Origin of the sequence: Micromonospora sp. WMMB235, assembly GCF_001855515.1 — a bacterium.
Lineage (GTDB): Bacteria > Actinomycetota > Actinomycetes > Mycobacteriales > Micromonosporaceae > Micromonospora > Micromonospora aurantiaca.
The window spans coordinates 4591656-4613619 of record NZ_MDRX01000001.1 but is presented as its reverse complement, the minus strand read 5'-3'; the positions used below and the strand labels follow the sequence as shown (position 1 = coordinate 4613619).

The following is a 21964-nucleotide window of genomic DNA, read 5'->3' as shown; positions in this document are numbered from 1 at the left end:
TCCTCCTTCAGATCAGACATGTTGTGAGCGCTAACAATTCGTCGAAGCGCACTGATCCCACACCCGGCCTGCCACGTGGCCATCCGCGCCCGCCCGGTGAGCCGCCGAAGGCGCCGCCCTGTGCCATCGACTGTGAGCGATAACACGTCGTTCGTCAAGTCGTAACAGTCGATGGACGACGGGCGCGTGACGCCGTGGGGCCATGTCAGCTTCTCGACCCAGCACTACCGCCGCCCTCAGCGCGGCCCGACAGTGCACACGGCTGGAGGGGTGGTGGGGGAGTTGGGGCAGCCGGCGAACGAATCCGTCATGATCCGGGACTGGTTCAGCGTGCCGCGGGTGTCCGCCGAGGACCGGGCCGCGGTCTTCGGCGCACGCACCCAGGATCCACGGGTGGAGTTCGTCGCGCTGACGGTCAAGTACTGGATGGACGCACACGCCACGCGGTCGATGACCCGCGAGCGGGTGCTGGCCGCGATGACCGGCCGCATCACCCCGGACAACGTCTGGGACCTGGTCTCGATGCTCGCGAAGCTCCGGCTGGCCGAGGCGTTCTTCGACCTGACCGCCTCCGACGTCGACTCCGACGGCACGTTCCGTCGCTACCTGCTCGGCCTCGATCCGGCGCTGCTCGACGCGATGCGGCACTACGCGGCCTGGAACGGGATCAACCCGAAGCTGTTCCTGGACGGCTTCGCCGTCGGCGTCGGGGAGTCCGTCGCGACGGTGGTGGTCGACCTCGGCAAGCTCGTGCAGTTGATCGGCCGTCTCCAGCAGGAGCAGTTCATCACGCTCATCGTGCTCACAGTCGACCCGCGCGCCGGTGTGCAGCGCCTCGCCGACCAGGCCACAGTCGTACGCCAGGCGCTGGCCGGCATCGTCGCCGCGCTGGACCCGACGACGGTTCCGGAACGGCTGCTGGCGCTGTGGCGCGGCTGGGCCGCCCAGTTCGCCCGGCACCTGGACGACCTCGACCCGTTCGCCGCCGGCCGCCTGCTCGGCCGCGTCGCCGGCGACCTCTACCAGGTGCTCACCGGTCTGGTGCATCTCGCCCGGCTGCTCGGCGGCGTCGCGGTGCGCGCCGCCGTCCGGTATGTACCGCTGCTGCTCGCGGGCGCCCGGGAGGCGCGCCTGCTGACCGCGCAGACGGCCGCGCTGCTGGTGGCGATCGGCCGGGCGGCGATCGTCGCCACGCCTCAGGTGGGCCTCGCGATGCTGCGGACGCTCTTCCCCCCGAAGGTGCTCGACGCGCTGTTCCGGCAGGGCCGGGCGCTGCTCGTCGACGCCGAACTCACACTGACCGTGTTCAACCAGGCGGCGCACGCCGAGGCGTTCGCAGGCGCCGGTGCGGGCACCCGGCTCGGCGCGCTGGTGAGCCTCGACGGCCGGCCCGTGCTGATGGCGAGCATGTCGGAGACGGTTTCGTCGGCCGGCCGCGCCGCGACCCGCGCCGAGCTGACCGAGGCGCTCGACGAGATCATCAAGCGGGTCGAGGACCTGCGCGAGCTGAAACCGCCGAAGACACCCCGGGACATCCGGGCCGCCGCCGTACGCGCCGCCATCGCCCGGCAACTGGAGCAGCGGCTGACCACCGCGTTCAACAGGGCACTCCAGACCGTCGCGTACGAGGAGTTCCGCGCGCTGCGCAAGGCCGGGCAGGCGCAACCGTGGCGGCTCGGCCAGCAGGTGCACCGGCGGATGGCGGCCGAGGTCACGCAGCTCGTCGGCCGGTCGCCCGGCCTGGAGCCGTTCGCGGAGAAGTCGCTGGCGACAGTGGTCGAGGCGGTCCGCGCGGCCCACCCGGAGCTGGCGCCCGCGCTGCGCGGCTCCGAGGCGGTGCTGCGCCAGACGGTCGCGCAGATGCTGCTCGGCCACCCGGACCGGGATCTGCTGCTGCGGCTCGTCGGGTTCACCGGCAACCCGGCCGCGACCGGCGCGGAGAAGGCGCTCGCCACCCACCTCGCCGAACGGTTCCGGTGGAAGGCATCCACCACGGTCGGTGACCTCCGCTCCGACCTGCTGCTCGTCGACCCCGAGGCGGCCCGCGTCACGAACGTCGACTGGACGTCCTCGACGAAGCTGGAGCGCTTCGAGAAGACCTGGGGAACCGTCGCCGACGACCTCGGGGAGACGTTCGACGGTCGCTGGGAGGCGATCGCGGAGGCGTACCAGCGAGCCGCGAAGGGCGGCGTCCCGGCGGAGGTCGTCGCCGGCCTCGAAGAGCTGACCACGCACGCCGTACGCGAGACGGTCCTCCGTCAGGCCGCCCTCAGCCAGTTGTTCCCCGGATTCTTCGTCACCTCGCACGAGATGACGTACCGAGGGCTGCAATCCCTGTTCGAACTGCCGCTGTAGAGGAGCACCGATGGGCAGAGTCGTCGTCGCCGACGCCGATTCGGCGACGCTTGGTTTCAGCACCGCGCATTCCGACCGGTACGTCTACTCCAACTACTTCGTACCGGTCCGGCTCACCTTCGGCGGTGGCGAGACGCCCATCCTGCCGTTCTACGTCAAGCAGGCGCTGATCGAGGCGATCCGCTACGGCGGGCTCGACGGCGACCGGCTGCCGCACCTGCTCAAGGAACTCGGCCTCTACGACCTGTGGAAGGCCAACGACATGGACGCCGCCACCGAGGCGCTGCCCGGCGCCGACTCGGGCATGTCGTACCGGGAGCCGCCGGCGCGACGCCAGACGCTCCTCGGCGACCAGCAGGCGGAGTTCCTCGCCGGCCTGCTCCAGTCCGACGTGGGCATCGCGTTCCTCGACCGCACCCGGATCAGGCCGGTGGGCTTCGCGCTCGGCGAGCACGTCTACGCGCTGGCGCTCGCCCCCGGCGAGGAGGCGGTGCTGGAGCAGCGCACCTACACCAAGCGCGAGCTGACCCTGGAGGAGCAGAACGAGTCGGAACAGCAGACCGACGTCGAGCTGACCAGCGCACTCACCACGGAACTCCAGGAGGGCTTCGAGCGGCAGAAGTCGCTCACCGACACCTGGGGGCTCAACGCGAGCCACACCGGCCAGTACACCAGCCCGACCGGCGTCTGGGGCACCTTCAACGCCAGCCACACCATCGGCTTCGCCAGCAGCGTCACCGCGGCGAGCCAGGAGACGAGCCGCCGCGCGGTCAAGGACAGCCGGACCGCCACCTCGAAGGTCGCGGCGCGCTACCGCACCCAGCACAGGACCGATTTCAAGCTGGTCAGCGAGACCGGTGCGGAGTCCTCCTCGAAGCGCACCGTCCGCAACCCGAACCGGGCCACACCGATCACGCTGCACTACTTCAAGGTGCTGCAACGGCTGGAGCTGGCCCACGAGCGGTACGGGGCACGGGTCTGCTGGGCCCCCACGATCAAGGATCCGGCGTTCGCCTTCGCCCAGAAGATCATCGGCGGACGGCAGCGGATCCGCGACAACGCGGTCGCCGCGCTGCCCCCGGCGCCGGTGAAGCCGGAGCGCCCGCCGCGTGGCGCGCCCGCCGCGGTGGAGACGCGCGTCGTGTACTCCCCCGTGGTCACGCTCGACAAGTGGGGATTCACCGGCGACATGAGCGCCGACTACGACGTCGACGTCGCGTTCGACGCCGGCTGGGAGTGGGACGGCGACATCGACACGATCCGGCAGAACCTCACGCTGATCACCCGCCGTCCGCCGGACGCGATCGCCGCCCGAGTGGTGGGCGTGCCGGTGGTCACCGAGGCGGACGGCCGGCCCGTGCTGCGCGTACGCGTGCACGTCGGCGCCCGGAGCTGGCTGGCGGGTCCGGGTGCCGACGTGCAGCTCGCCGCCGGATTCCGGCGTACCCCGACGGTGGTGGACCAGACCGCCGACGACGCGGCGTACAACGCGCTCGTCGCGGGCTACCTGACCGATCTCCAGGAGTGGCAGGACCGGCGCGACGAGGCGCTGGCCGCGGCGGAGACGGCCGGGGACGAGTTCGAGGCGCGGCTGCGGGCCGGCTTCTCGCCGGTCAACGAGATGGTCTCGCAGATCGTGGAGACGCACTTCCCGGCCAGCGTGCGGGACGAGGCGTGGGAGATCGACTTCTGGCACCGCGTCTTCGACTGGGAGCGCGCGTCGTTCGTGGCGTACCCCGGCTGGTGGTCCGGCGGCGACGCCCGCGCCCCGGAGCGCGACCCCGGCGACTTCGTCAACGCGAGCTGGGCGAAGCTCTACCTGCCGGTACGGGCCGGCATGGAGCTGACCGCGCTGCGGTGGATCTTCGGCAAGGTGGTGGCGACCAGCCTGGCGCCCCAGGTGGAGCACGAGCTGGCGGCGTTCGTGGACGAGCTGACGACGTACCGGACCGGCCACCTCGGCACCGGCGACGAGATGCCCGAGCTGACCACCGAGTGCCAGGACGTGCCGGAGCGGGTGTACTGCCTGGCGAAGTGGACCGAGTTGATGCCCACCGACGGCACCCACCTGGAGGTGGTGCAGGGCGCCACGACAGCGGCCGACGCGGTGACCGCCAAGGAGATCAGCGACGCGGAGGCGCTGCGGGCCGCGCTGCTCGACGGCGAGGTGCAGACCAACCGGCTCCGGACCAAGGCGTACGACCAGATGACCGAACCGGCCGACGTCGACATCCGCCTCGGCACGCCGTCCGGGAGCGGCCCGGCCGTCTGAGCGCCGGAGACAGTGGTCGTCCACCTCGAGCACGCGTCGAGGTGGACGATTTCTGTAAAAGTATGGACTTTGGAATCATGTCGGATGGGCAAAAAGGGGCATAATATTGATCCCCCAGGTCGCTCCCTCGACGGCACAGCAGCCGCCGGTCGCGCAACCGTCCAAAATGCACTGCTTCCCACCGGTGGGTCGATAGCGCCCGGCTCACAGAGCCTTTATTTTGAGCCGTTGCTTGTTGTTCCCCGCCTGGCGTGTGCACGAACCTAAGGAAGACTCATGACAACCGCACCCTTGCGCCAGGATGAGCCCCCGGTCTCGCTGGGCAGGGTCCGCGCGGAGCCGCTCGACCGGCTCTCCGCCGCGGACATCTCCCCCATCGTGCGCCGGGTGATGGCGGCTCACCTCGATCAGACCCGGATCCCGGCGGCGAAGTTCTCGTCGTTCATCTGATCCGCGATGGCCCCGGGGCCCGCCCGCGCGGCGCTCACCGAGTTCGTCCTCAAGGTGCACGCCAGGTGTGACCTGGCGTGCGACCACTGCTACGTCTACGAACACGCCGACCAGAGCTGGCGGCGCCGCCCGGTACGGATGACGCCGGAGGTGCTCCGGACCGCGGCCGGGCGGATCGCCGAACACGCCGCGGCCCACGACCTGCCGGACGTCACGGTGATCCTGCACGGCGGGGAACCACTGCTGCTCGGCGCCGAGCGGCTCGACGAGGTGCTCGCGGACCTCCGGCGGGTCATCGCCCCGGTCACCCGGCTCCGGCTCGGCATGCAGACAAACGGCGTACTGCTCTCCGAGCAGCTCTGCGACCTGCTCGCCGAACACGATGTCGCGGTCGGCGTCTCGCTCGACGGCGACCGTGCCGCCAACGACAGGCACCGGCGCTTCCGGTCCGGCGCCGGCAGCTACGACCAGGTGCTCCGCGCCCTCGGCCTGCTGCGCCGCCCGGCGTACCGGCGGATCTACTCGGGCCTGCTGTGCACGGTGGACGTGCGCAACGACCCGATCGCGGTGTACGAATCGCTGCTCGCCCAGGAGCCACCGCGGATCGACTTCCTGCTCCCGCACGCCACCTGGGACGACCCGCCGTGGCGGCCGGCCGGCGGCGGCACCGCGTACGCGGGCTGGCTGCGCGCCGTCTACGACCGCTGGCTGGCGGACGGCCGACCGGTCTCCGTCCGCCTCTTCGACTCGCTGCTGTCCACCGCCGCGGGCGGACCCAGCGGCACCGAGTGGCTCGGTCTCGACCCGGTCGACCTGGCGGTCGTCGAGACGGACGGCGAGTGGGAGCAGGCGGACTCGCTCAAGACCGCGTACGACGGCGCGCCGGCCACCGGCATGACCGTCTTCTCGCACGCGGCCGACGACGTGGCGGCCAGCCCGCTCCTGGCCCGCCGCCGCTCCGGCCGGGCCGGGCTCAGCGACGAGTGCCGGCGGTGCCCGGTGGTCGACCAGTGCGGCGGCGGACTCTTCGCCCACCGGTACGGCGCCGGGCACTTCGATCATCCGAGTGTCTACTGCGCCGATCTGAAAGAGCTGATCGTGCACGTGAACGAGAACCCACCAGCACCCGTCCGGCTCGACGCCGGCCTGCCCGACGACTTCATCGACCGCCTCGCGGCACTGACCGGCGACCGGGTCGCCATCGGCCGGCTCGTGGAGGCACAGATCGCCATCGTCCGCGCGCTGCTCGCCGAAGTGGCCGACCGCCTGCCGGCCGGCGGGGCCGGAGCCGACGGCTGGGAGGCGCTGACCGCCCTCGACCGCAGCGCGCCGGAGTCCGTCGCCCGGATCGCGGCCCACCCGTACGTGCGGGCGTGGGCTGTCGACTGCCTCGCCGGCAGCGGCACCGGCGCCCGGCAGGGGCCTGACTACCTGAGCGCGCTCGCCGTCGCCGCCGCGCTCGACGCCGGCACCCCGGTACGCCTCGACGTGCCGGTGCGGTCCGGCCGCCTGCACCTGCCGACAGTGGGCACCGTGCTGCTGCCCGAGGTGGGAGACGGCGCCGCACGGGTCGAGACCGGCCCGGGTTCGCTACGGGTGGCCGCCGGGGACGTGACAGTGGCGATCCGTCCCGGAACGCCCGGGGACGCGCCCCGGTGGTGGCCGACCCGCGTACTCGCCGCGCCGGACGTGAGCGTCCTGCTGGAGGACGGCGACCCGCACCGCGACTGCCACCGGCTGCCCGCCGGTGACCGGCTCGACGACGCGGGCGCCGCGCGCTGGGCCGAGACGTTCGCGGCGGCGTGGCAGGTGATCCGGGACGAGGTGCCGGGCCATGCCGAGGAGTTGCGCGCCGGGCTGCGGGCCGTGGTGCCGCTGCGGCGCAGCGGCGCGGGTGTCAGCGAGGCGTCGACCGCGCGGCAGGCGTTCGGCGGTGTCGCGGCCACGGAGACCGACGCCGGATCGCTCGCGGTGCTGCTCGTGCACGAGTTCCAGCACAGCAAGATGAACGCGCTGCTGGACATCTGCGACCTGGTCGACGGCACGCGGCCGATCGACATCACAGTGGGCTGGCGGCCCGACCCGCGGCCCGCCGAGGCCGTCCTGCACGGCATCTACGCGCACGCGGCGGTGGCCGACATCTGGCGGATCCGGGCCGACCGTCAGGTCGACGGCGCGCAGGCGGTCTACCGCCGGTACCGCGACTGGACGGCCGAGGCGATCGGCGCGCTGCAACGGGCGGACGCGCTCACGCCGGCGGGCTCACGGCTGGTCCGGCAGGTCGCGCGTTCGATGTCCGGGTGGCCGTCGTGACCGCCGCCCGGACCGCGTACCGGGCCGGCACGCTCGCCGCCGACCTGCGCGCGCTCGGGCTCGGCCCCGGTGACGTGGTGCTCGTGCACTGCTCCCTGCGGGCGCTCGGGCCGGTGGACGGCGGGTCGGGCACCCTGGCTGCAGCGCTGCGGGCCGCCGTCGGTCCGTCCGGCACCGTCGTGGTCCCGGCGCAGACCCCTGACAACTCGGTGAGCAGCGCCGCGTACCGCGCCGCGACCGCCGGGCTGACCGACGAGGAACGCCTGGCGTACGAGGACCGGATGCCCGGCTTCGACCCGGCCGTCACGCCGTCGTTCGGGGTCGGCGCGTTCGCCGAGCACGTACGGCGGCTGCCCGGCGCGGTCCGCAGCCGGCACCCGCAGACGTCGTTCAGCGCGTGGGGGCCGCGGGCGGAGGAGCTGATGCGCGTCCACGACCTGGACTCCCACCTCGGGGAGCGGTCCCCGCTCGCCGCCCTGGAGGCGGCCGGCGCCCGGACGCTGCTGCTCGGTGTCGGCTATGCGACATGCACCGCGCTGCACCTCGCCGAGTACCGGTCACGCCGCCCGGCGCCGCGTCGTCCGTACCGCTGCTACGTGCTGCGCGACGGCCGCCGGGAACGGCTGGAATTCGAGGCTCCGCACCTGGATGCGGGCCCTTTTCCCGCGATCGGCGCGGAACTCGACCGGGCGGCGTTCACCCGGCACGGGACGGTAGGGGACGCACCGGCCCGGCTGCTGCCGATATCCGGTGCGGTACGCGTCGCGGTCGCCTGGATGGACGCCCACATCGGACGGTGAGCCTGGTAACCCGAGCGCAACCTCTCTACCCTGATCGATAGACGCCGTATCGTGTCGACTGGGGAGCAGCGCGTGATCATTACCGGTTGGGGGTCAGGCGCACTTCCCGTGGAACGGTCGTGTCGTCGTGACCTCTGAGCGGCCCGCGCTGCCGGGCCCGCCATATTTCTTCCTCAGCTACGTCCCCCCGCCGACACACAACGACCGCACCCCGGGCGACCACTGGGTCCGCCGCTTCTACCACGATCTCAACCTGGCGATCGACGGCCGGCCCGGCGACCGGTTACGCCGGCAGGGCTTCGCCGACTTCATGGTGCGGCCGCCGGAGGATCGGACGGAACGAAAACGCACCGCGCTGGCCGAGGCCGAGGTGTTCGTGCCGTTGTACTCGCCGGACTACCTCAACCGGGACGACTCGCGCCGGGAACGGGAGTGGTTCCGGCAACGGCTGATCCGGGCCGGCCGGCCGGCCGACGGCGACAACATCCTGCCGGTCCTGTGGATCCCGTCGCCCGCCGCGGTGCACGCGCCGGACCAGGCCCGGGCGGTGGCGATGGCCGCCGACGTGGATGCGTACGCGGCGAACGGCATGAGCGCGCTCTGCCGGCTCCAGAAGTTCCAGCACGCCTACAAGGAGGTGCTGGGCCGGCTCGCCCAGCACATCGTCGACACCGCCGAGCAGACGCCGCTGCAACCGGCCGAGCCGCCGACCGGCCCGACCGATCTGCCGTCGTCCCCGACCAGCGAGGTGCCGTTCCGGGCGGTGGTGATCGCGCCCGAGGAACCGGCCGACCCGGGACGGCTCAACGGGCGGTCCGACACGCACGCCGGCCGGTGGCGCCCGTTCCGCGACCGGCCGCCGGTGGTCGACGACGTGACCGACGCGGTGCAGCGGCTGCGGATGCCGATCGACGTCCGCGACTTCGTACCGGACGCCGGGCTGTTCCGGGGCTGCCCGGGCGTACTCATGATCGATCCTCGGGTGGTCGAGACGCCGGACGGTGCGGAGGCCGTCCGCGCGGCCGTCGCCTCGCTGCACCGCTGGGTGGGCGTCGTGGTGATCATCGAGGACTCGGCACCCGGTCGCCGCTCCCACGCGGCGGTGCTGCTCGACCGGGCCATCGAGATCTTCCCGGCCGCGGCACGCCCACTGGCGATCACCACTTACGACGACTGGCGGGCCGGGATCCACGGCCTGGTCGACCGGATGCGCCGCCGCTACCTGGAGGCGAGACCGGCCTACCCGCCGCCGGGACGGCCGATCAGCAAACCCCGGCTCTGGGAGAACCCGCCGCCCGACGAGGGAGTGGACACATGACCCGACGCGAGGGACAGGTCGTCACCTTCTACTCCTACAAGGGCGGCACCGGCCGGACGATGGCGCTGGCGAACGTCGCCTGGATCCTCGCCGCCAACGGCAAGCGGGTGCTCGCAGTCGACTGGGACCTGGAGTCCCCCGGCCTGTCGCGCTTCTTCGCGCCGTTCATCGACCGGGACGCGCTGGAGAGCACCGGCGGGGTGATCGACCTGATCCGGGAGTACGAGTGGGCGACCACCACCAAGCAGGACAAGGGCGACGACCGCTGGCACGAGCAGTACGCCCGCGTGCACAAGTACTCGTTCTCGCTGAACTGGTCGAACTTCCCCGGTGACGGGACGCTGGACTTCCTCGGCGCGGGCCAGCAGAACAACGACTACGCCGGCGCGCTCGCCGGGATGAACTGGGACGAGTTCTACGAGCGGCAGGGCGGCGGCTACTTCTTCGACGCGCTGCGCGCCGACATGAAGCGCAACTACGACTACGTGCTGATCGACAGCCGCACCGGTTTCTCCGACGTGGCCGACATCTGCACCATCCAGCTGCCGGACGTGCTGGTCACCTGCTTCACCCTCAGCGAGCAGGGCATCACCGGCGCGGCCAAGGTGGCGCGGCTGGTCGAGCACCGCTACGGGTCGCGGCGGATCCGGGTGCTGCCCGTGCCGATGCGGATCGACCCGGCGGAGAAGGTCAAGGCGGACACCGGGCGGGCGGTGGCGCGGCAGCGCTTCAGCGGTCTGCCGAGCGGGATGAGCGAGGCCGACCGGGACCGGTACTGGGCCCGGATGCAGGTGCCCTACCAGGCGTTCTACGCGTACGAGGAACTGCTCGCCACGTTCGCCGACCAGCCCGGCGTCAACGGGTCGCTGCTGTCCGCGTACGAGGTGCTGGCCCGGGAGATCACCCGGGGCGAGGTGGAGTCGCTGCCGCCGATGAGCAGCGCGGTACGCGAGCGGGTCAACGCCCGGTTCACCCGTACCTCCAACTCGGTGGAGAACGAGATCCTGCTCCGGCACGCCCCGTACGACCGGGTGTGGGCGGAGTGGATCGGTCACCTGCTGGTCTCGGCCGACGTCCGGGTGACCGACCCGTGGTTCGCCGAGGACGAGACGCCCCGGACCGCCCGGGAGCTGATCATCGTCTCCGAGGCGAACGCCACCGAGGAGGCGGTGCTCGCCGCGCCGGACCGCTCGCCCGACCAGGCGCCGCTCGTCGTCTACGTGGCCGACGTGCGGCGCCTGGCGAACGTGCCCGCGGCGCACACCGTCTCGGTCGCCGGGCTGGAGGCGCGTACCGCCGCCGCGCGGATCCTGCGCCTGGTCGGCCGCGAGGGCGTGCCGGCCGACCTGGAACTGCCGACCGGTCCCCGGTTCCCCGGCCGCGACAACACGGTGTTCGAGGTGCCGGGCCGCAACAAGCGCTTCACCGGCCGGGAGGCGGACCTGCGCGAGCTGCGGACGCTGCTGCGCAGCAGCCCGAAGGTGGTGCTCTCCGGCACCGGGCCGGTGGCGTTGCAGGGCATGGGCGGCATCGGCAAGAGCCAGCTCGCGCTGGAGTACGCCCACCGCTACCGTGCCGCGTACGACATGGTGTGGTGGATCGACGCCGACCAGGTGCCGTTCATCGAGTCGGCCATCGGTGACCTGGCGCCCTACCTGGGCGTACCGTCGTCGGACTCGAACCGGGAGAACGCCCGGCTGGTGCTCCAGGCGCTGCGCCGCACCGACCTCCGCTGGCTGCTGATCATGGACAACGCGGACGAGGTCGAGGGCGTCCTGCCGTACGTGCCGGACGGCAAGGGCCACGTCCTGATCACGTCCCGGAACCTGCAATGGGTCGAGCGGGCCACCACCGTTCAGGTCGACGTGTTCAAGCGCGCCGAGAGCATCCAGCACCTCACCGAGCGGGTGCCGACCATGCGCGTCGACCAGGCCGACCGGATCGCCGCCCTGCTCGGCGACCTGCCGATCGCTGTCACCGCCGCCGCGGCCTGGCTCGCCGACACCGGCCACTCGGTCGACAGCTACCTCAACGAGATCGCCAGGTTCGGACCGGGCGCGGTGATGGAGCCGAACAGCAACGTCTCCGTGGAGGCCACCTGGGAGCTGTCGCTCAACCACCTGCGGACCCGCAACCCGGCCGCCTACCGGGTGCTGCAACTCTGCTCGGTGTTCGCGCCCGAGATCTCCGCCGACCTGGTCTACAGCGACGAGTTCGCCGAGGCGCTGGTGCCGTTCCACCCGCAGGCGAAGGAGCGGCTGGTCCGCCAGCAACTGGTGCAGCAGGCCAACCGGCTCGCGCTGGTCCGCGTCGACCTGCGGGCCGAGAACCCGTCCGGCGGCGAGCGGGGCCGGGGCGGCCTGGTGCTCATGCACCGCCTGCTCCAGCACGCCGTCCGGTCCCGGATGACGGAGGCGCAACTCGACGAGGCGCGCCAGCAGGTCCACCTCGTGCTCGCCGCGGCCCGGCCCGAGGGCGAGGTCGACGACCCCGACGGCTGGCCCCGGTTCCGGGTCATCTGGCCGCACCTGGAGGCGTCGAAGGCGCCGCTGAGCCGCAAGGTGGAGGTGCGGGCGCTGATGATCGACCGGGTCCGCTACCTCCAGTTGCGCGGCGACCTGGAGACCGGCCGGCGGCTCGGGCAGGAGGTCGCGCAGACCTGGGAGCAGATGCTCGCGGAGGAGGACGACGCGCGGGCGCGCGACGACCTGCGCCGGCAGTTGCTGCACCTCCAGTTCAACCTCGCCAACATCCTCGCCTTCCTCGGGCAGTTCACCGAGTCGCGGGCGCTGGACGAGGAGGTGCTCGCCGCCCAGCGGGAACTGCTCGGCGAGGACCACCCGCACACGCTGATGACCGCCGGCGGGCTCGCCCGCGACCTGCGCGGCATGGGCATGTACAACGAGGCGCTGCGCCTGGACGAGATCACGTTCAACGCGTGGAAGCGGAACTTCACCGAAGAGCACCCGCGTACCCTCGCCGCGCTCAACAACCTCGCCAGCACCCAGCGCCTGATGGGCGACTTCCGGGAGGCCCGCAAGAACGACGAGATGGTGCTGGCCGGGCGCCGCGCGATCCTCGGGGAGAACCACCCGGACACGCTCGCCTCCTCCGCGTACGTCGGCATCGACATGCGCGACGCGGGCGACTTCGAGCAGTCGGTCACCCGCCTGCGCAGCGTCCACCGGGACCTGCTGCACACGGCCGGGCCCGAACACCTCATCACCCTGCGGACGCAGACGAACCTGGCGGTGTCGCTGCGCGCGGCCGGGCACGCGGTCGAGGCGGGCAAGCTCCTCGAAGCCGCGTACGAGCTGCTGAACGAGCGGTTCGGGCCGGACAACCCGGAGACGCTGACCTGCCGGCTGAGCCTGTCGATCAACCTGCTCACGGTCGACCTGTTCCAGCGCGCCAGCCGGGAACTCACCGAGGTGCACCGCATCTACCAGCGCAACCTCGGCCCGGCGCACCCGCTGACCCTGGTCTGCATGGTCAACCTCGCCATGGTGGCCCGCCGCGCCGGAGACTTCGCCGAGGCGCGGCAGCTCGCCGGCCGGTCCGCCGACGCGCTCGCGGGCGTGCTGGGCAGCGGGCACCCGTACCCGCTCTCCGGCTGGATGAACCAGGGCATCTGCATCGCCGAACAGCCCGACCCGCCGGAAGGCCGGGAGGCGGCGGACCTGGAGGCGCTGAGCCTGCTGCGGCGCGCCCACGACGGCCTGGTCCGGACCCTCGGCCGCGACCACACGAACACGTTGCGCTGCCGGGCGAACCTGGTGGTGATGCAGGAGCGGGTGGAGAGCGGCCGGCGGGCGGAACTGGAGGCGGTCACCCGCGAGCTGACCTACCGGCTGGGCGAGAACCACCCGGCGGTCGAGGCCGTCCGGGAGAGCCGGTTGCAGCGGCGCATCATCGACCCGCATCCGATCTGACAGCGGTCCGCTCCACCGGGTCGGCCAGCCACGCGAGGATCTCCGGCAGCACCTCCACCGCGCCGAAGTGCGCGCTGCGCGGCTGCACGTGCAACTGCGCGCCGGGGATCTGCTCGGCCAGCCAGCGGGTGTGGCTGGCCGGGGCGAAGTTGTCGTCGGCGCCGTGCCACAGCCGGACCGGCATCCGGATGTCCGCCAGCGTGATCCCCCAGTCGGCGCGTAGCGCCAGCACGTCGTCGATCCAGCCGTGCGGCCCCTGGCGCAGCGCCTCGGCGTAGGCGTCGGTGAGCTGCCGGCGGATCGGCACGCCGGCCACCACCCGGCGGTCGGCCTCGGTCATCTGCTCGACCAGCAGCGCCAGCAGCGAGCCCGGGTCGTCCATGGTCCGCTCGGCCCGCAGCCGCAACTGCTCGGCGAGCACCGGCACGTCGTGCTCGGCGGCGCCGTAGTCCCGGACGTTGGCGTCGGTCATGCCGCCGAACCAGTCCAGCCCTGCCGCGCCGGCCGGGGCGAGACCGACCAGGACGGCGGTCCGCCGTACCCGGTCCGGCAGCAGCGCGGCGCAGGCCAGGGCGTGCGGGCCGCCGCCGGAGCGCCCCACCACCGAGAACCCGTCCAGGCCCAGGTCGTCGGCGATGGCCGCGACGTCCGCCGCGGCGTCCGCGACGCGGCGGCCGGGCAGCCGGCTGGAGCCGCCGTAACCCGGCCGGTCGTACGAGATCAGCCGTACGCCGAGCCGGTGCAGCACGATGGACCGTGGTCGTGGGCCGTTGCGGCTGCCGGGTGTGCCGTGCATCAGGAACACGGGCCAGCCGCGTTCCGCCCCGGCGATGTCGACCGCCAGGTTCCTCCTTCCCGTCCGGACGATGTGCTCTCGGTGCGTGGGCGAGTGTGCCAATCGGGGCCTCCGGACGGGTGGTGGCGGTACGGGTGGCGTGGTCAGACCGCCCCGGCGGCCGGGATCTGGCCGGTCCGCCCGGTGTGATCGGACTGGTCGGATGCTGCGAGGACGCGCAGCGTGTCGAGGGCTGATGCCAGCGAGACCTCGGCCGGCACCCGGTCGTAGGCCCGCAGGTAGTCCAGGAGCAGCCGGCACAGGCTCGCCTCGTCGAGGAACTCGTCCGGCAGCCGGTGCGCGAGCAGGGCGTGCATCGTCTTCGGCGGGATCTTCGGCCAGGCCAGTTCGGCGTACTCGCTCAACGCCATCAGCAGCCACAGCGCGGTGCGGTTGTCGACCCGGGCGGCGGCGAACTGCTCGGCCATCTCGGCCGACACCACGCCGTCCTCCAGCGGCAGCTCCGCGAGCCGGTCCTCGATGTCGGCGAGCACCCGGCGGACCCGGGGCACGTACCGCTGCGGCAGCCGGTGGAGCCCGTGCCGCAGGATGAGCGCGTGCAGCACCGCGTGGTCGTCGGTCGTGCCGAGCGAGTCGACCAGCTCCGGGAACTCGTCGATCAGGTACGGGCACGAAATGATCAGTTCGGGCGGCGCGGTCGGCGAGTCGGGCAGCCGGCTCAACGCCACCCGGGTCAGCCCGCACACCACCTCGCGGGGCAACTGCGCGCCGTCCTCGGCGAGGCATTCCAGCAGGACAGTGGCGCTCGTGCTGGACACCGCCTCCGGTGACTCGACGGCGCGCGCCCACAGGCGCCGGTAGCTGCGCTCGTCGTACAGGATGAGCTGGTGCAGGGACGGCACCGGCCAGCGGCGGGTGGCGAGCGACACCAGGTCGGCGTGGAACCGGGCGGCCTCGAAGCTGTCCGGCTGCTGGCCGCGCCACGTCCGTGCGCCCGCCCGCAACTGGCCGTAGGTGGTGATGTCACCCAGCAGCCGCGCCTCCTCGGCGGCCACGTTGATCTTCTCTCCCCGGCCCTCGCGCCGCTGCTCGGCGATGATCCGGCCGTCGGCGTCCCGGCCGAGCCAGCTGATCATCGCGAGCTGGCCCTTCTCGTCCAGCCCCGCCCGCCACAGCCGGACCGTGGACACCCAGGTCGCCTCGTCCATCAGATCGGTGTGGCGTACGCCGTCCGGTGACACCAGCGCGGCGAGGGCGACCAGGTTGGCGGTGTACGCGGCGAGCAGCCGCACCGGGTCGTACGGCGCGGGCCGGTAGCCGTCCACGCCGGCCAGGTTGGTCCGCTGCCGGGACTCGGCCAGCAGGCCGGCGATGGTCTCCACGATCCCGTCCAGCTCCTCCGGGTGGCGGGAGGCGAGCTCCCGGGCGAAGCCGACCACCGCCTCGCGCTTCACCAGCGGCTGGTGGGAGAGCAGCGCCCGGAACTGGCCGGTGTCCAGCTGGTAGCCGAAGCCGGCCGGGCTGCGGGTGTGCCGGCGCAGCACGGCCAGGCTCCGCAGCGCCCCGATGACGTACTCGGCGATCAGGAAGTCGCCGATCGTGGTGTGCAGGAACTCGTACGTGCGTCGGGCGTCCTCGCCCTGCACGTCGTCCGGGCCGTACACCACGAAGAACGCGGCGGTGACCAGCTGTTCCGGGCCGAGCACGTCGCCGAGTTCGAAGCGCGAGCCGTCTCCGGGCCCGGAGCCGAAGCAGTCCAGGTCGAGACGGAGCGCGGCCCGGTTCACCAGTTCCCGGTTGCGGTTGAACATGGCGAACGCGGTGATCGCCAGGTCGCGCCGGAGCTGGTGTTCGCGGGCCTCCCGCTCGTGGTTCGCGAGGGCGGTCGGTGCCTTCTCGCTCACCTGCCGCCTGATGAACGCGGTGAGCAGGCCGGTGAACAGGTCGGATCGGGAGATGGCGGCGCCGGGACGGCGGTCGGCCCAGTGCTCGTTGTAGTAGATCGCCAGCAGCGTGAGCAGCAACGGCTGACGGGCCAGCTCGCCGTGGGACAGCAGCTCCCGGGCGGACAGCCGGCGGTAGCCGGGCCGGTCCTCGTTCGCCGCGTTCACGGCGGTCAGCCAGGCCGTCACCTGGGCGTCGGTCAGATCCTCCAGCCGGACCAGCACTGTGCCCTGCGGCACGCTGGCGCGGTCCATCACCAGGATCCGCGACGTGATGATCGGGATGACCGAGTAGCCCAGATCCCACTGGGTCTCCTGGAACTCGGCCACCCGGTCGATGTACTGGGAGTGGGCCGTGCCGGTGACCTGGACGAGTTCGTCGAACCCGTCGAAGATCACCACGACGGTGGTGTGCTGGGTGGCCCGGCGCAGGTCCGCCCAGCGGATGCGCTCGTCCATCACCTGCTCGATCGCGGCCTCGATCTGCTCGGTCGGCGACGTGTCCCCGGACATCCGGCGCAGCGGCACCACTATCGCGGTGAACCGGCTCGCCGGCAGCCGGGCCGCGATCACCCGGGTCAGCAGCGTCTTGCCGGCGCCCGGCTGGCCGAGGAGCAGCAGCGGACGGTGCAGGCTCGCCGGGTCGGTCAGATACTCGGAGAGGAACCCGACGAGGTCACCCCGGCGCGGCTGGTCCTCCCACCAGTGTTCCCGCTCCGGTGACGTGTGCTTGCCGTACTCGGCGGCCCGGAAGTCGGGGCTGATGAACCCGCTGTCCACGTTCGGCAGCCGCAGGTGGAAGTCGACGTCCTTGATCCGCAGCAGCGGCTGCCGGAACACCGCCGCCAGCGACCCGGTGAGCCGGTCGAGCGACTCGCGGAGCAGGTCGGGCCGGTCGGCGGCCACCGGACCGGACAGCTCGTCCAGGTTGCGGTAGAGCTGCGCCAGCGCGTCCAGCCGGGCCGAGACCTCGGTGGTGAGCTTCCGGTTGTCGATCAGGTTGTGCTCGATCGCCTGCCGGATCATCCGGAACCCGAACTCGGGGAGGTCCGCGGCGAGCCGGTCGAAGCGGTCCTCGTAGTGCCACATGGCCCGGCCCACCACGCGGGAGCGCATCGACGTGAGGTCGAGCCCGCGCCGCACCGACGGCCAGGCGGCGAGACCCTCGCAGAAGGCGATGGTGGCGTCGTAGAGCTTGACGTACGCGGCCTCGACGTCCCGCCGGGTGTCGTCCATGCCGTGCACGGAGGAGGGCAGCGGGAAGTAGCCGCCGTCGATCTCCTGCGGAAGCGTGTGGTGCCGCCGCTCGGCCGGCACCATGCCGACCTTCTCCTCGTCGGTCAGTTCCAGCCTGTCGAAACCCGGCCCGACCTCGTCGCGGAAACCGTCGAAGAACGCGGAGAGGGCCAGCACGGTATGGCTGGCCTCCAGCAGCTCGTAATACGATTTACCGCCGGTTGCCCGGATGCGCCCGGCCTGGTTTCCGGTGGCGTCCCGGACGAGCTGCATGAGCGCGTTCTTCGGGCCGAGCAGCGCGAGCGCCGTACCGTGGGAGAGGGCCCCAGCGCCCAGGATCCCCGCGCTGACGACCTTGTCGGTCTCGGTGATGCGCGCGCTGCCCGGGGCCAGCAGTCGTAACGCATCTCGATAGCTGAGGCTCGAACGGCGCGGCATGCCGCCCCTTCCGCTGCTGGCGATCGGATTCTTCAAGGATAGAAACTTCAGTGACGGAAAGCTATCGATTCCTCACCGGGCGGCGGCTTTGCGACGACTTTTCCATTCATTCATCTCATTCATCTGGTAAATGCGGCCAAGGCGTACCGACCTCTATGATCGACGGGTGGACCACACACGGGTACGGCAGGCGTACGGCGAGATCGCGCCGCTCTACATCGAACTGTTCGGCACCACCGGCCACGTCCACGCGGACGACCTCGCCCTCATCGGCCGCCACCTGACCGTCCGGACCGGCCCGGTGCTCGACCTCGGATGCGGACCGGGCCACCTCACCGACCACCTCCGTTCGCTGGGCGTCGACGCCACCGGGATCGACATGGTTCCCGAGTTCGTCGCGCACGCGCGGGCGACGCATCCGGACTGCGCATACCGGCTCGGGTCACTGGACGACCTCGCCGTCCCCGACCACTCCGTCGCCGGCATCCTCGCCTGGTACTCACTGATCCACCTCCCGCCACCGGACCTCGACGGCGTGCTGGCGGAGTTCCGCCGCGCGATCGTGCCGGGTGGACCGCTCGTGGCCGGCATCTTCGTCGGTGACGAGGTGGGTGCCTTCGAGCACAAGGTCGCCACCGCGTACCGCTGGCCGGTGGACGAGTTCTCCGCGCGGCTGCGGCAGGCGGGGTTCGCGGAGGTCGAGCGTCTGACGCGCCTGGACGACGCCCACCGCCCGCACGCCGCCGTCGCGGCCGTGGCTTCCGGGGCCTGAGCGCGCACCATCGTCACCAGGCCGCAACCGAACGCGGATCGCGGGGTGACACGGCACTGTCACCGTCGGAGCATGGCCGCACGAAGGGGTACGAGGACACGCCGGGCCGTCGCGGCACCGGCCGCCGCCCTGATCGTGCTGGCCGGACTGACCTCCTGTACGCCGGAGGTGAAGGGCGTCACCGGCCTCACAGTGGACGCCCACGGCCGGCCGCACGCGGCGCTCGCCTGGTGCGCGGACCGGCCGCCCGACCTCGTGGTGCTCACCTCCGTGGCGGAGTCCGCCTCGCCCGGTGCGCCCACACCGGAGCGGCCGTACTGGCCGAGGCGGAAGTACGACGTGCCTCGCGACGCCGCAGCGCCTGCCCTCGTACCCCTTGAGGGTTTCCCGCCCGGGCCGGTGGCCGACGGGCAGGCGGCGTTCCGGGTCTCCGGCGCCACCCACGACAACAGCTTCCGCACCGAGGGCGTGGACTTCCGGATCGCCGAACTGGCCGAGCTGCGGCCGGGTTCGGTCCTGGTCACCGACTTCGACGACAGCGGGGAGGTGCTGCGAACGGTCCCGCTCGACGAGTTCACCGAAATGGGCGAGAAAGCGTGCTGACCGCTGTGTCAGGATCGGCGTTCGGAGTTCGACGGCCGGAAGGACACCATGCCCGCGTACGCCATCGCTCACCTCCAGGACGCCGCCCCTCACCCGGACATCGCCGAATACATCGAGCGGCTCCCCGGCACCCTCGCCCCGCACGGCGGCCGCTTCCTCGTGCACGCCACGCCGCACGAGGTGAAGGAGGGCAACTGGCCCGGAGCCGTCGTGATGCTCGGCTTCCCGGGCATCGCCGAGGCGCGGGCCTGGTGGGACTCGCCCGCCTACCAGGAGATCGCGCCGCTGCGCTCGCGGCACATCGAGGGCGACATCATCCTGGTCGAGGGCGTCCCCGACGACTACTCCCCGACCGGCATCGTGCAGGCGATCCGGGCGGCGGCCTCCTGAGCCGGCCTGGCCGGCGCGCCCGCGACCTGGGGATCGTCGTCGGGTCGCTGCCCACCGGGCCGCACAACGCGATCACCGATGTCCCCGGCGTCCTGGTGGGTCACACCACCGTCGACGACGGCGCCGACCTGCACACCGGCGTGACAGCGATCGTGCCGAGCGGGCTCGGCCCCGGACGGTGGACGCTGCCCGCGGCGGTGTACACCGGCAACGGCCACGGAAAGCTCGTCGGCTCGACCCAGGTGGACGAGCTCGGCGTACTGGAGTCTCCGGTCGTGCTGACCGCCACGCTGTCGGTGTTCCGGGCGGCGGACGCGCTGCTCGGGCACCTGATGGAGCGCCGGCCGGACGGGTTGTCGTTCAACCCGCTGGTCGGTGAGACCAACGACGGGCACCTGTCGGACATCCGCCGCCGCCCGATCACCGAGGAACACGTCCTGGCGGCCGTCGCGGGGGCGACCGACGGGCTTCCCGCCGAGGGCTGTGTCGGGGCCGGCGCGGGCACCACCGCCCTGGGCTACAAGGCAGGCATCGGCACCTCGTCCCGCACGATCCGGACCGACGGCGGCACGCGGACGGTCGGCGCGCTGGTCCAGTCCAACTTCGGCGGCGTCCTCACCGCACTCGGCGTGCCGCTACCGGTCGACGAGCTGGTCCCGGCCGCCGACCGGACCGAACCACCGGGCAACTCGTGCATGATCGTGGTGGCGACCGACGTACCGCTGGACGCGCGCCAGCTCCGGCGGCTCGCCCGCCGGGCGGTGTTCGCGATGGCCCGGGTGGGTGCGTCCTTCAGCACCACGAGCGGCGACTACGCGATCGCGTTCACCACGTCGGACCAGCCGCCGATCCCGGACGGCGCGATCGATCCGGTCTTCGCCGCCGTGCTGGACGCGGTGGAGGAGGCGCTGCTCAACTCGCTGTTCACCGCCGTCACCACCACCGGTGTGGGCGGTCGTACGAGTCACGCGGTTCCCCACCGGGCCGTCGTCGAGCGGCTGGCGGCGGCGGGACGGCTCACGGCCCGGCCGTACGCCTGATCCACTGCGCCCCTCGCCGTCGGCCGTTCGGCGAGGGGCCGAGTCCGATCATCCGCCGCATCGATGCCGGTATTCCGGCAGCTGCCCACCACTTCGTCGCTTATCGCGCCGGTAAGGGCCGGTCTGTCGGCTCAGCGACACTCCCGTGCGGACACATCGCTCCACACTGCCCGCTGTGACCGAAATCCCTCCCCCGAACCCGTGGCACGGGCAGGACCCGCCGCCTCCACCGCCCCATCAGCCCGGCATGCCGTTCGCGCCACCGCCACGGCCGTCGTGGTGGAGCCGCCAGCCCGCGGCGATCAAGCTGCTCCTCGTCAGCGGCGTCGCGGTCCTCACCTGCTGCGGCGGGCTGCTCGGCATCGGCATCGCCGCCGGCCCCGCCACCGAACCGGACAAGGCGCCGGAGAAGGCTGTCGCCCAGGAGGTGCCGACCGTGGCGGCACCCACCACCACGGCCCCCGCGCCCGAGGTCAGCACCGTGTCGCCCGAGCCGTCGCCGTCACCCACCACGGCCGCGCCGACCACCGCGAAGCCCGCGTCGAAGCCGACCCCGCGCAAGACCACGAAGCCCGCCGTCTACTACAAGAACTGCGATGCCGTACGCGCAGCCGGCAAGGCGCCGCTGCTGCGCGGCCAGCCGGGGTACCGGACCGGGCTGGATCGTGACCTCGACGGCGAGGCCTGTGAGCCGGATGGCGGCAACGGTGACTCCGGCGGCGGAAGCACCGGCGGCGGCAGTTCGGGCGGCGGCGGCAACGACCCGCGCTTCGGCACCTGCAAGGAGGCGAACGCGAACGGGTACGGCCCGTACAGGCAGGGCAAGGATCCCGAGTACTACTGGTACATCGACCGGGACAACGACGGCACTGTCTGCGAGTGACACGCGACGCCGGGGCGGACCGTGCGGTGCCGCCCCGGTGGTCACTCCACCTCGTCGTCGAACGCCCGTCGGGCGTGCTCGATCTGCGCCATGTGGGCGTCGGCCCATTCGAGCAGCACGTCGACCGGCGCACGCAGCGTCTTGCCCAGCGGGGTGATCCGATACTCGACAGCGACCGGGCGCGTCGCCACGACGTGCCGTTCCACGATGCCGTTGCGTTCCAGTCGTCGCAGGGTCGCCGTCAGAGACTTCTGCGTCACCGCCGGGATCGCGCGGCGCAGCTCGTTGAAGCGGCACGGACGCTCGCACAGCTCGTTCAGGACGCTCAGCGACCACTTGTCCAGCACCTGATCGAGCAGCTCGCGGTGCGGTGCGTCGATGCGCAGCTCGGCGGCACCGGGGGTGGCGGTATCGCTCATGAAA

General features: G+C 72.2%; 15 protein-coding genes. 12 read left to right on the top strand and 3 right to left on the bottom strand.

Going from position 1 to position 21964, the window contains the following annotated elements:
• Nucleotides 1–309 precede the first annotated feature (309 nt).
• The 7 genes from BFV98_RS20285 to fxsT all read left to right on the top strand — a co-directional run bounded on the left by BFV98_RS20285 (nt 310) and on the right by fxsT (nt 13440).
• Complete coding sequence (locus tag BFV98_RS20285; RefSeq protein ID WP_255368180.1) at nt 310–2355, top strand: hypothetical protein; 2046 nt, start codon at nt 310–312, stop codon at nt 2353–2355.
• Between the two features lie 10 nt (nt 2356–2365).
• Nucleotides 2366–4627, top strand: coding sequence for a hypothetical protein (locus BFV98_RS20280; RefSeq protein ID WP_071097427.1), 2262 nt, complete (start codon nt 2366–2368; stop codon nt 4625–4627).
• Nucleotides 4628–4903: 276 nt separating this feature from the next.
• Nucleotides 4904–5077: a hypothetical protein gene (locus BFV98_RS32310; protein WP_013289092.1), complete on the top strand. Its 174-nt coding sequence runs from the start codon at nt 4904–4906 to the stop codon at nt 5075–5077.
• Between the two features lie 6 nt (nt 5078–5083).
• Nucleotides 5084–7390 (top strand): FxsB family cyclophane-forming radical SAM/SPASM peptide maturase, encoded by a 2307-nt coding sequence (locus BFV98_RS20275; RefSeq protein WP_071097425.1) that lies wholly within the window; start codon nt 5084–5086, stop codon nt 7388–7390.
• Entirely contained in the window at nt 7378–8190 is an 813-nt protein-coding gene (locus BFV98_RS20270) for an aminoglycoside N(3)-acetyltransferase (RefSeq protein ID WP_236619333.1), read from the top strand. Before BFV98_RS20275 ends, BFV98_RS20270 begins: the two co-directional genes overlap by 13 nt.
• Nucleotides 8191–8317: 127 nt before the next feature.
• On the top strand, nt 8318–9508 hold the full coding sequence (locus tag BFV98_RS20265; protein ID WP_013289095.1) for a TIR-like protein FxsC: 1191 nt from the start codon (nt 8318–8320) through the stop codon (nt 9506–9508).
• Entirely contained in the window at nt 9505–13440 is a 3936-nt protein-coding gene (fxsT, locus tag BFV98_RS20260; RefSeq protein WP_071097423.1) for an FxSxx-COOH system tetratricopeptide repeat protein, read from the top strand. Before BFV98_RS20265 ends, fxsT begins: the two co-directional genes overlap by 4 nt.
• Here the strand turns inward: fxsT and BFV98_RS20255 are convergent.
• Complete coding sequence (locus BFV98_RS20255) at nt 13418–14338, bottom strand: alpha/beta fold hydrolase (RefSeq protein ID WP_013289097.1); 921 nt, start codon at nt 14336–14338, stop codon at nt 13418–13420. The two genes, fxsT and BFV98_RS20255, sit on opposite strands and share 23 nt — an antisense overlap.
• A 41-nt stretch (nt 14339–14379) precedes the next feature.
• A complete protein-coding gene (locus tag BFV98_RS20250) occupies nt 14380–17853 on the bottom strand; it encodes an NACHT domain-containing NTPase (RefSeq protein WP_071097421.1) in 3474 nt (1157 codons plus the stop codon).
• 130 nt (nt 17854–17983) lie between these two features.
• Here BFV98_RS20250 and BFV98_RS20245 point away from each other — a divergent pair, with 130 nt between their 5' ends.
• From BFV98_RS20245 to BFV98_RS20225, 5 genes are all read left to right on the top strand, one after another.
• Nucleotides 17984–18625: a class I SAM-dependent methyltransferase gene (locus tag BFV98_RS20245; RefSeq protein ID WP_071097420.1), complete on the top strand. Its 642-nt coding sequence runs from the start codon at nt 17984–17986 to the stop codon at nt 18623–18625.
• Between the two features lie 72 nt (nt 18626–18697).
• Nucleotides 18698–19228 carry a hypothetical protein gene (locus BFV98_RS20240; RefSeq protein ID WP_013289100.1) on the top strand — a complete coding sequence of 177 codons (531 nt, stop codon included), beginning with the start codon at nt 18698–18700 and terminating at the stop codon, nt 19226–19228.
• Nucleotides 19229–19276: 48 nt separating this feature from the next.
• On the top strand, nt 19277–19618 hold the full coding sequence (locus BFV98_RS20235; RefSeq protein WP_013289101.1) for a DUF1330 domain-containing protein: 342 nt from the start codon (nt 19277–19279) through the stop codon (nt 19616–19618).
• A complete protein-coding gene (locus tag BFV98_RS20230) occupies nt 19615–20658 on the top strand; it encodes a P1 family peptidase (protein ID WP_176921780.1) in 1044 nt (347 codons plus the stop codon). The genes BFV98_RS20235 and BFV98_RS20230 overlap by 4 nt, the downstream gene beginning before the upstream one ends.
• Before the next feature lie 175 nt (nt 20659–20833).
• Nucleotides 20834–21541 (top strand): excalibur calcium-binding domain-containing protein, encoded by a 708-nt coding sequence (locus tag BFV98_RS20225; protein WP_255368178.1) that lies wholly within the window; start codon nt 20834–20836, stop codon nt 21539–21541.
• A gap of 41 nt (nt 21542–21582) precedes the next feature.
• Here BFV98_RS20225 and BFV98_RS20220 read toward each other — a convergent pair whose 3' ends face one another.
• Nucleotides 21583–21960, bottom strand: a complete 378-nt coding sequence (locus BFV98_RS20220) for a helix-turn-helix domain-containing protein (RefSeq protein ID WP_013289104.1) — start codon at nt 21958–21960, stop codon at nt 21583–21585.
• Nucleotides 21961–21964: the final 4 nt, after the last annotated feature.

What these genes read in the sequence shown, in the direction of transcription:
- fxsT (WP_071097423.1), top strand. Translation starts at nt 9,505, where the DNA reads ATGACCCGACGCGAGGGACAGGTCGTCACCTTCTACTCCTACAAGGGC.
- BFV98_RS20245 (WP_071097420.1), top strand. Translation starts at nt 17,984, where the DNA reads ATGCGGCCAAGGCGTACCGACCTCTATGATCGACGGGTGGACCACACA.
- BFV98_RS20250 (WP_071097421.1), bottom strand. Translation starts at nt 17,853, where the DNA reads ATGCCGCGCCGTTCGAGCCTCAGCTATCGAGATGCGTTACGACTGCTG.
- BFV98_RS20240 (WP_013289100.1), top strand. Translation starts at nt 18,698, where the DNA reads ATGGCCGCACGAAGGGGTACGAGGACACGCCGGGCCGTCGCGGCACCG.
- BFV98_RS20285 (WP_255368180.1), top strand. Translation starts at nt 310, where the DNA reads ATGATCCGGGACTGGTTCAGCGTGCCGCGGGTGTCCGCCGAGGACCGG.
- BFV98_RS20235 (WP_013289101.1), top strand. Translation starts at nt 19,277, where the DNA reads ATGCCCGCGTACGCCATCGCTCACCTCCAGGACGCCGCCCCTCACCCG.
- BFV98_RS20275 (WP_071097425.1), top strand. Translation starts at nt 5,084, where the DNA reads ATGGCCCCGGGGCCCGCCCGCGCGGCGCTCACCGAGTTCGTCCTCAAG.
- BFV98_RS20220 (WP_013289104.1), bottom strand. Translation starts at nt 21,960, where the DNA reads ATGAGCGATACCGCCACCCCCGGTGCCGCCGAGCTGCGCATCGACGCA.
- BFV98_RS32310 (WP_013289092.1), top strand. Translation starts at nt 4,904, where the DNA reads ATGACAACCGCACCCTTGCGCCAGGATGAGCCCCCGGTCTCGCTGGGC.
- BFV98_RS20280 (WP_071097427.1), top strand. Translation starts at nt 2,366, where the DNA reads ATGGGCAGAGTCGTCGTCGCCGACGCCGATTCGGCGACGCTTGGTTTC.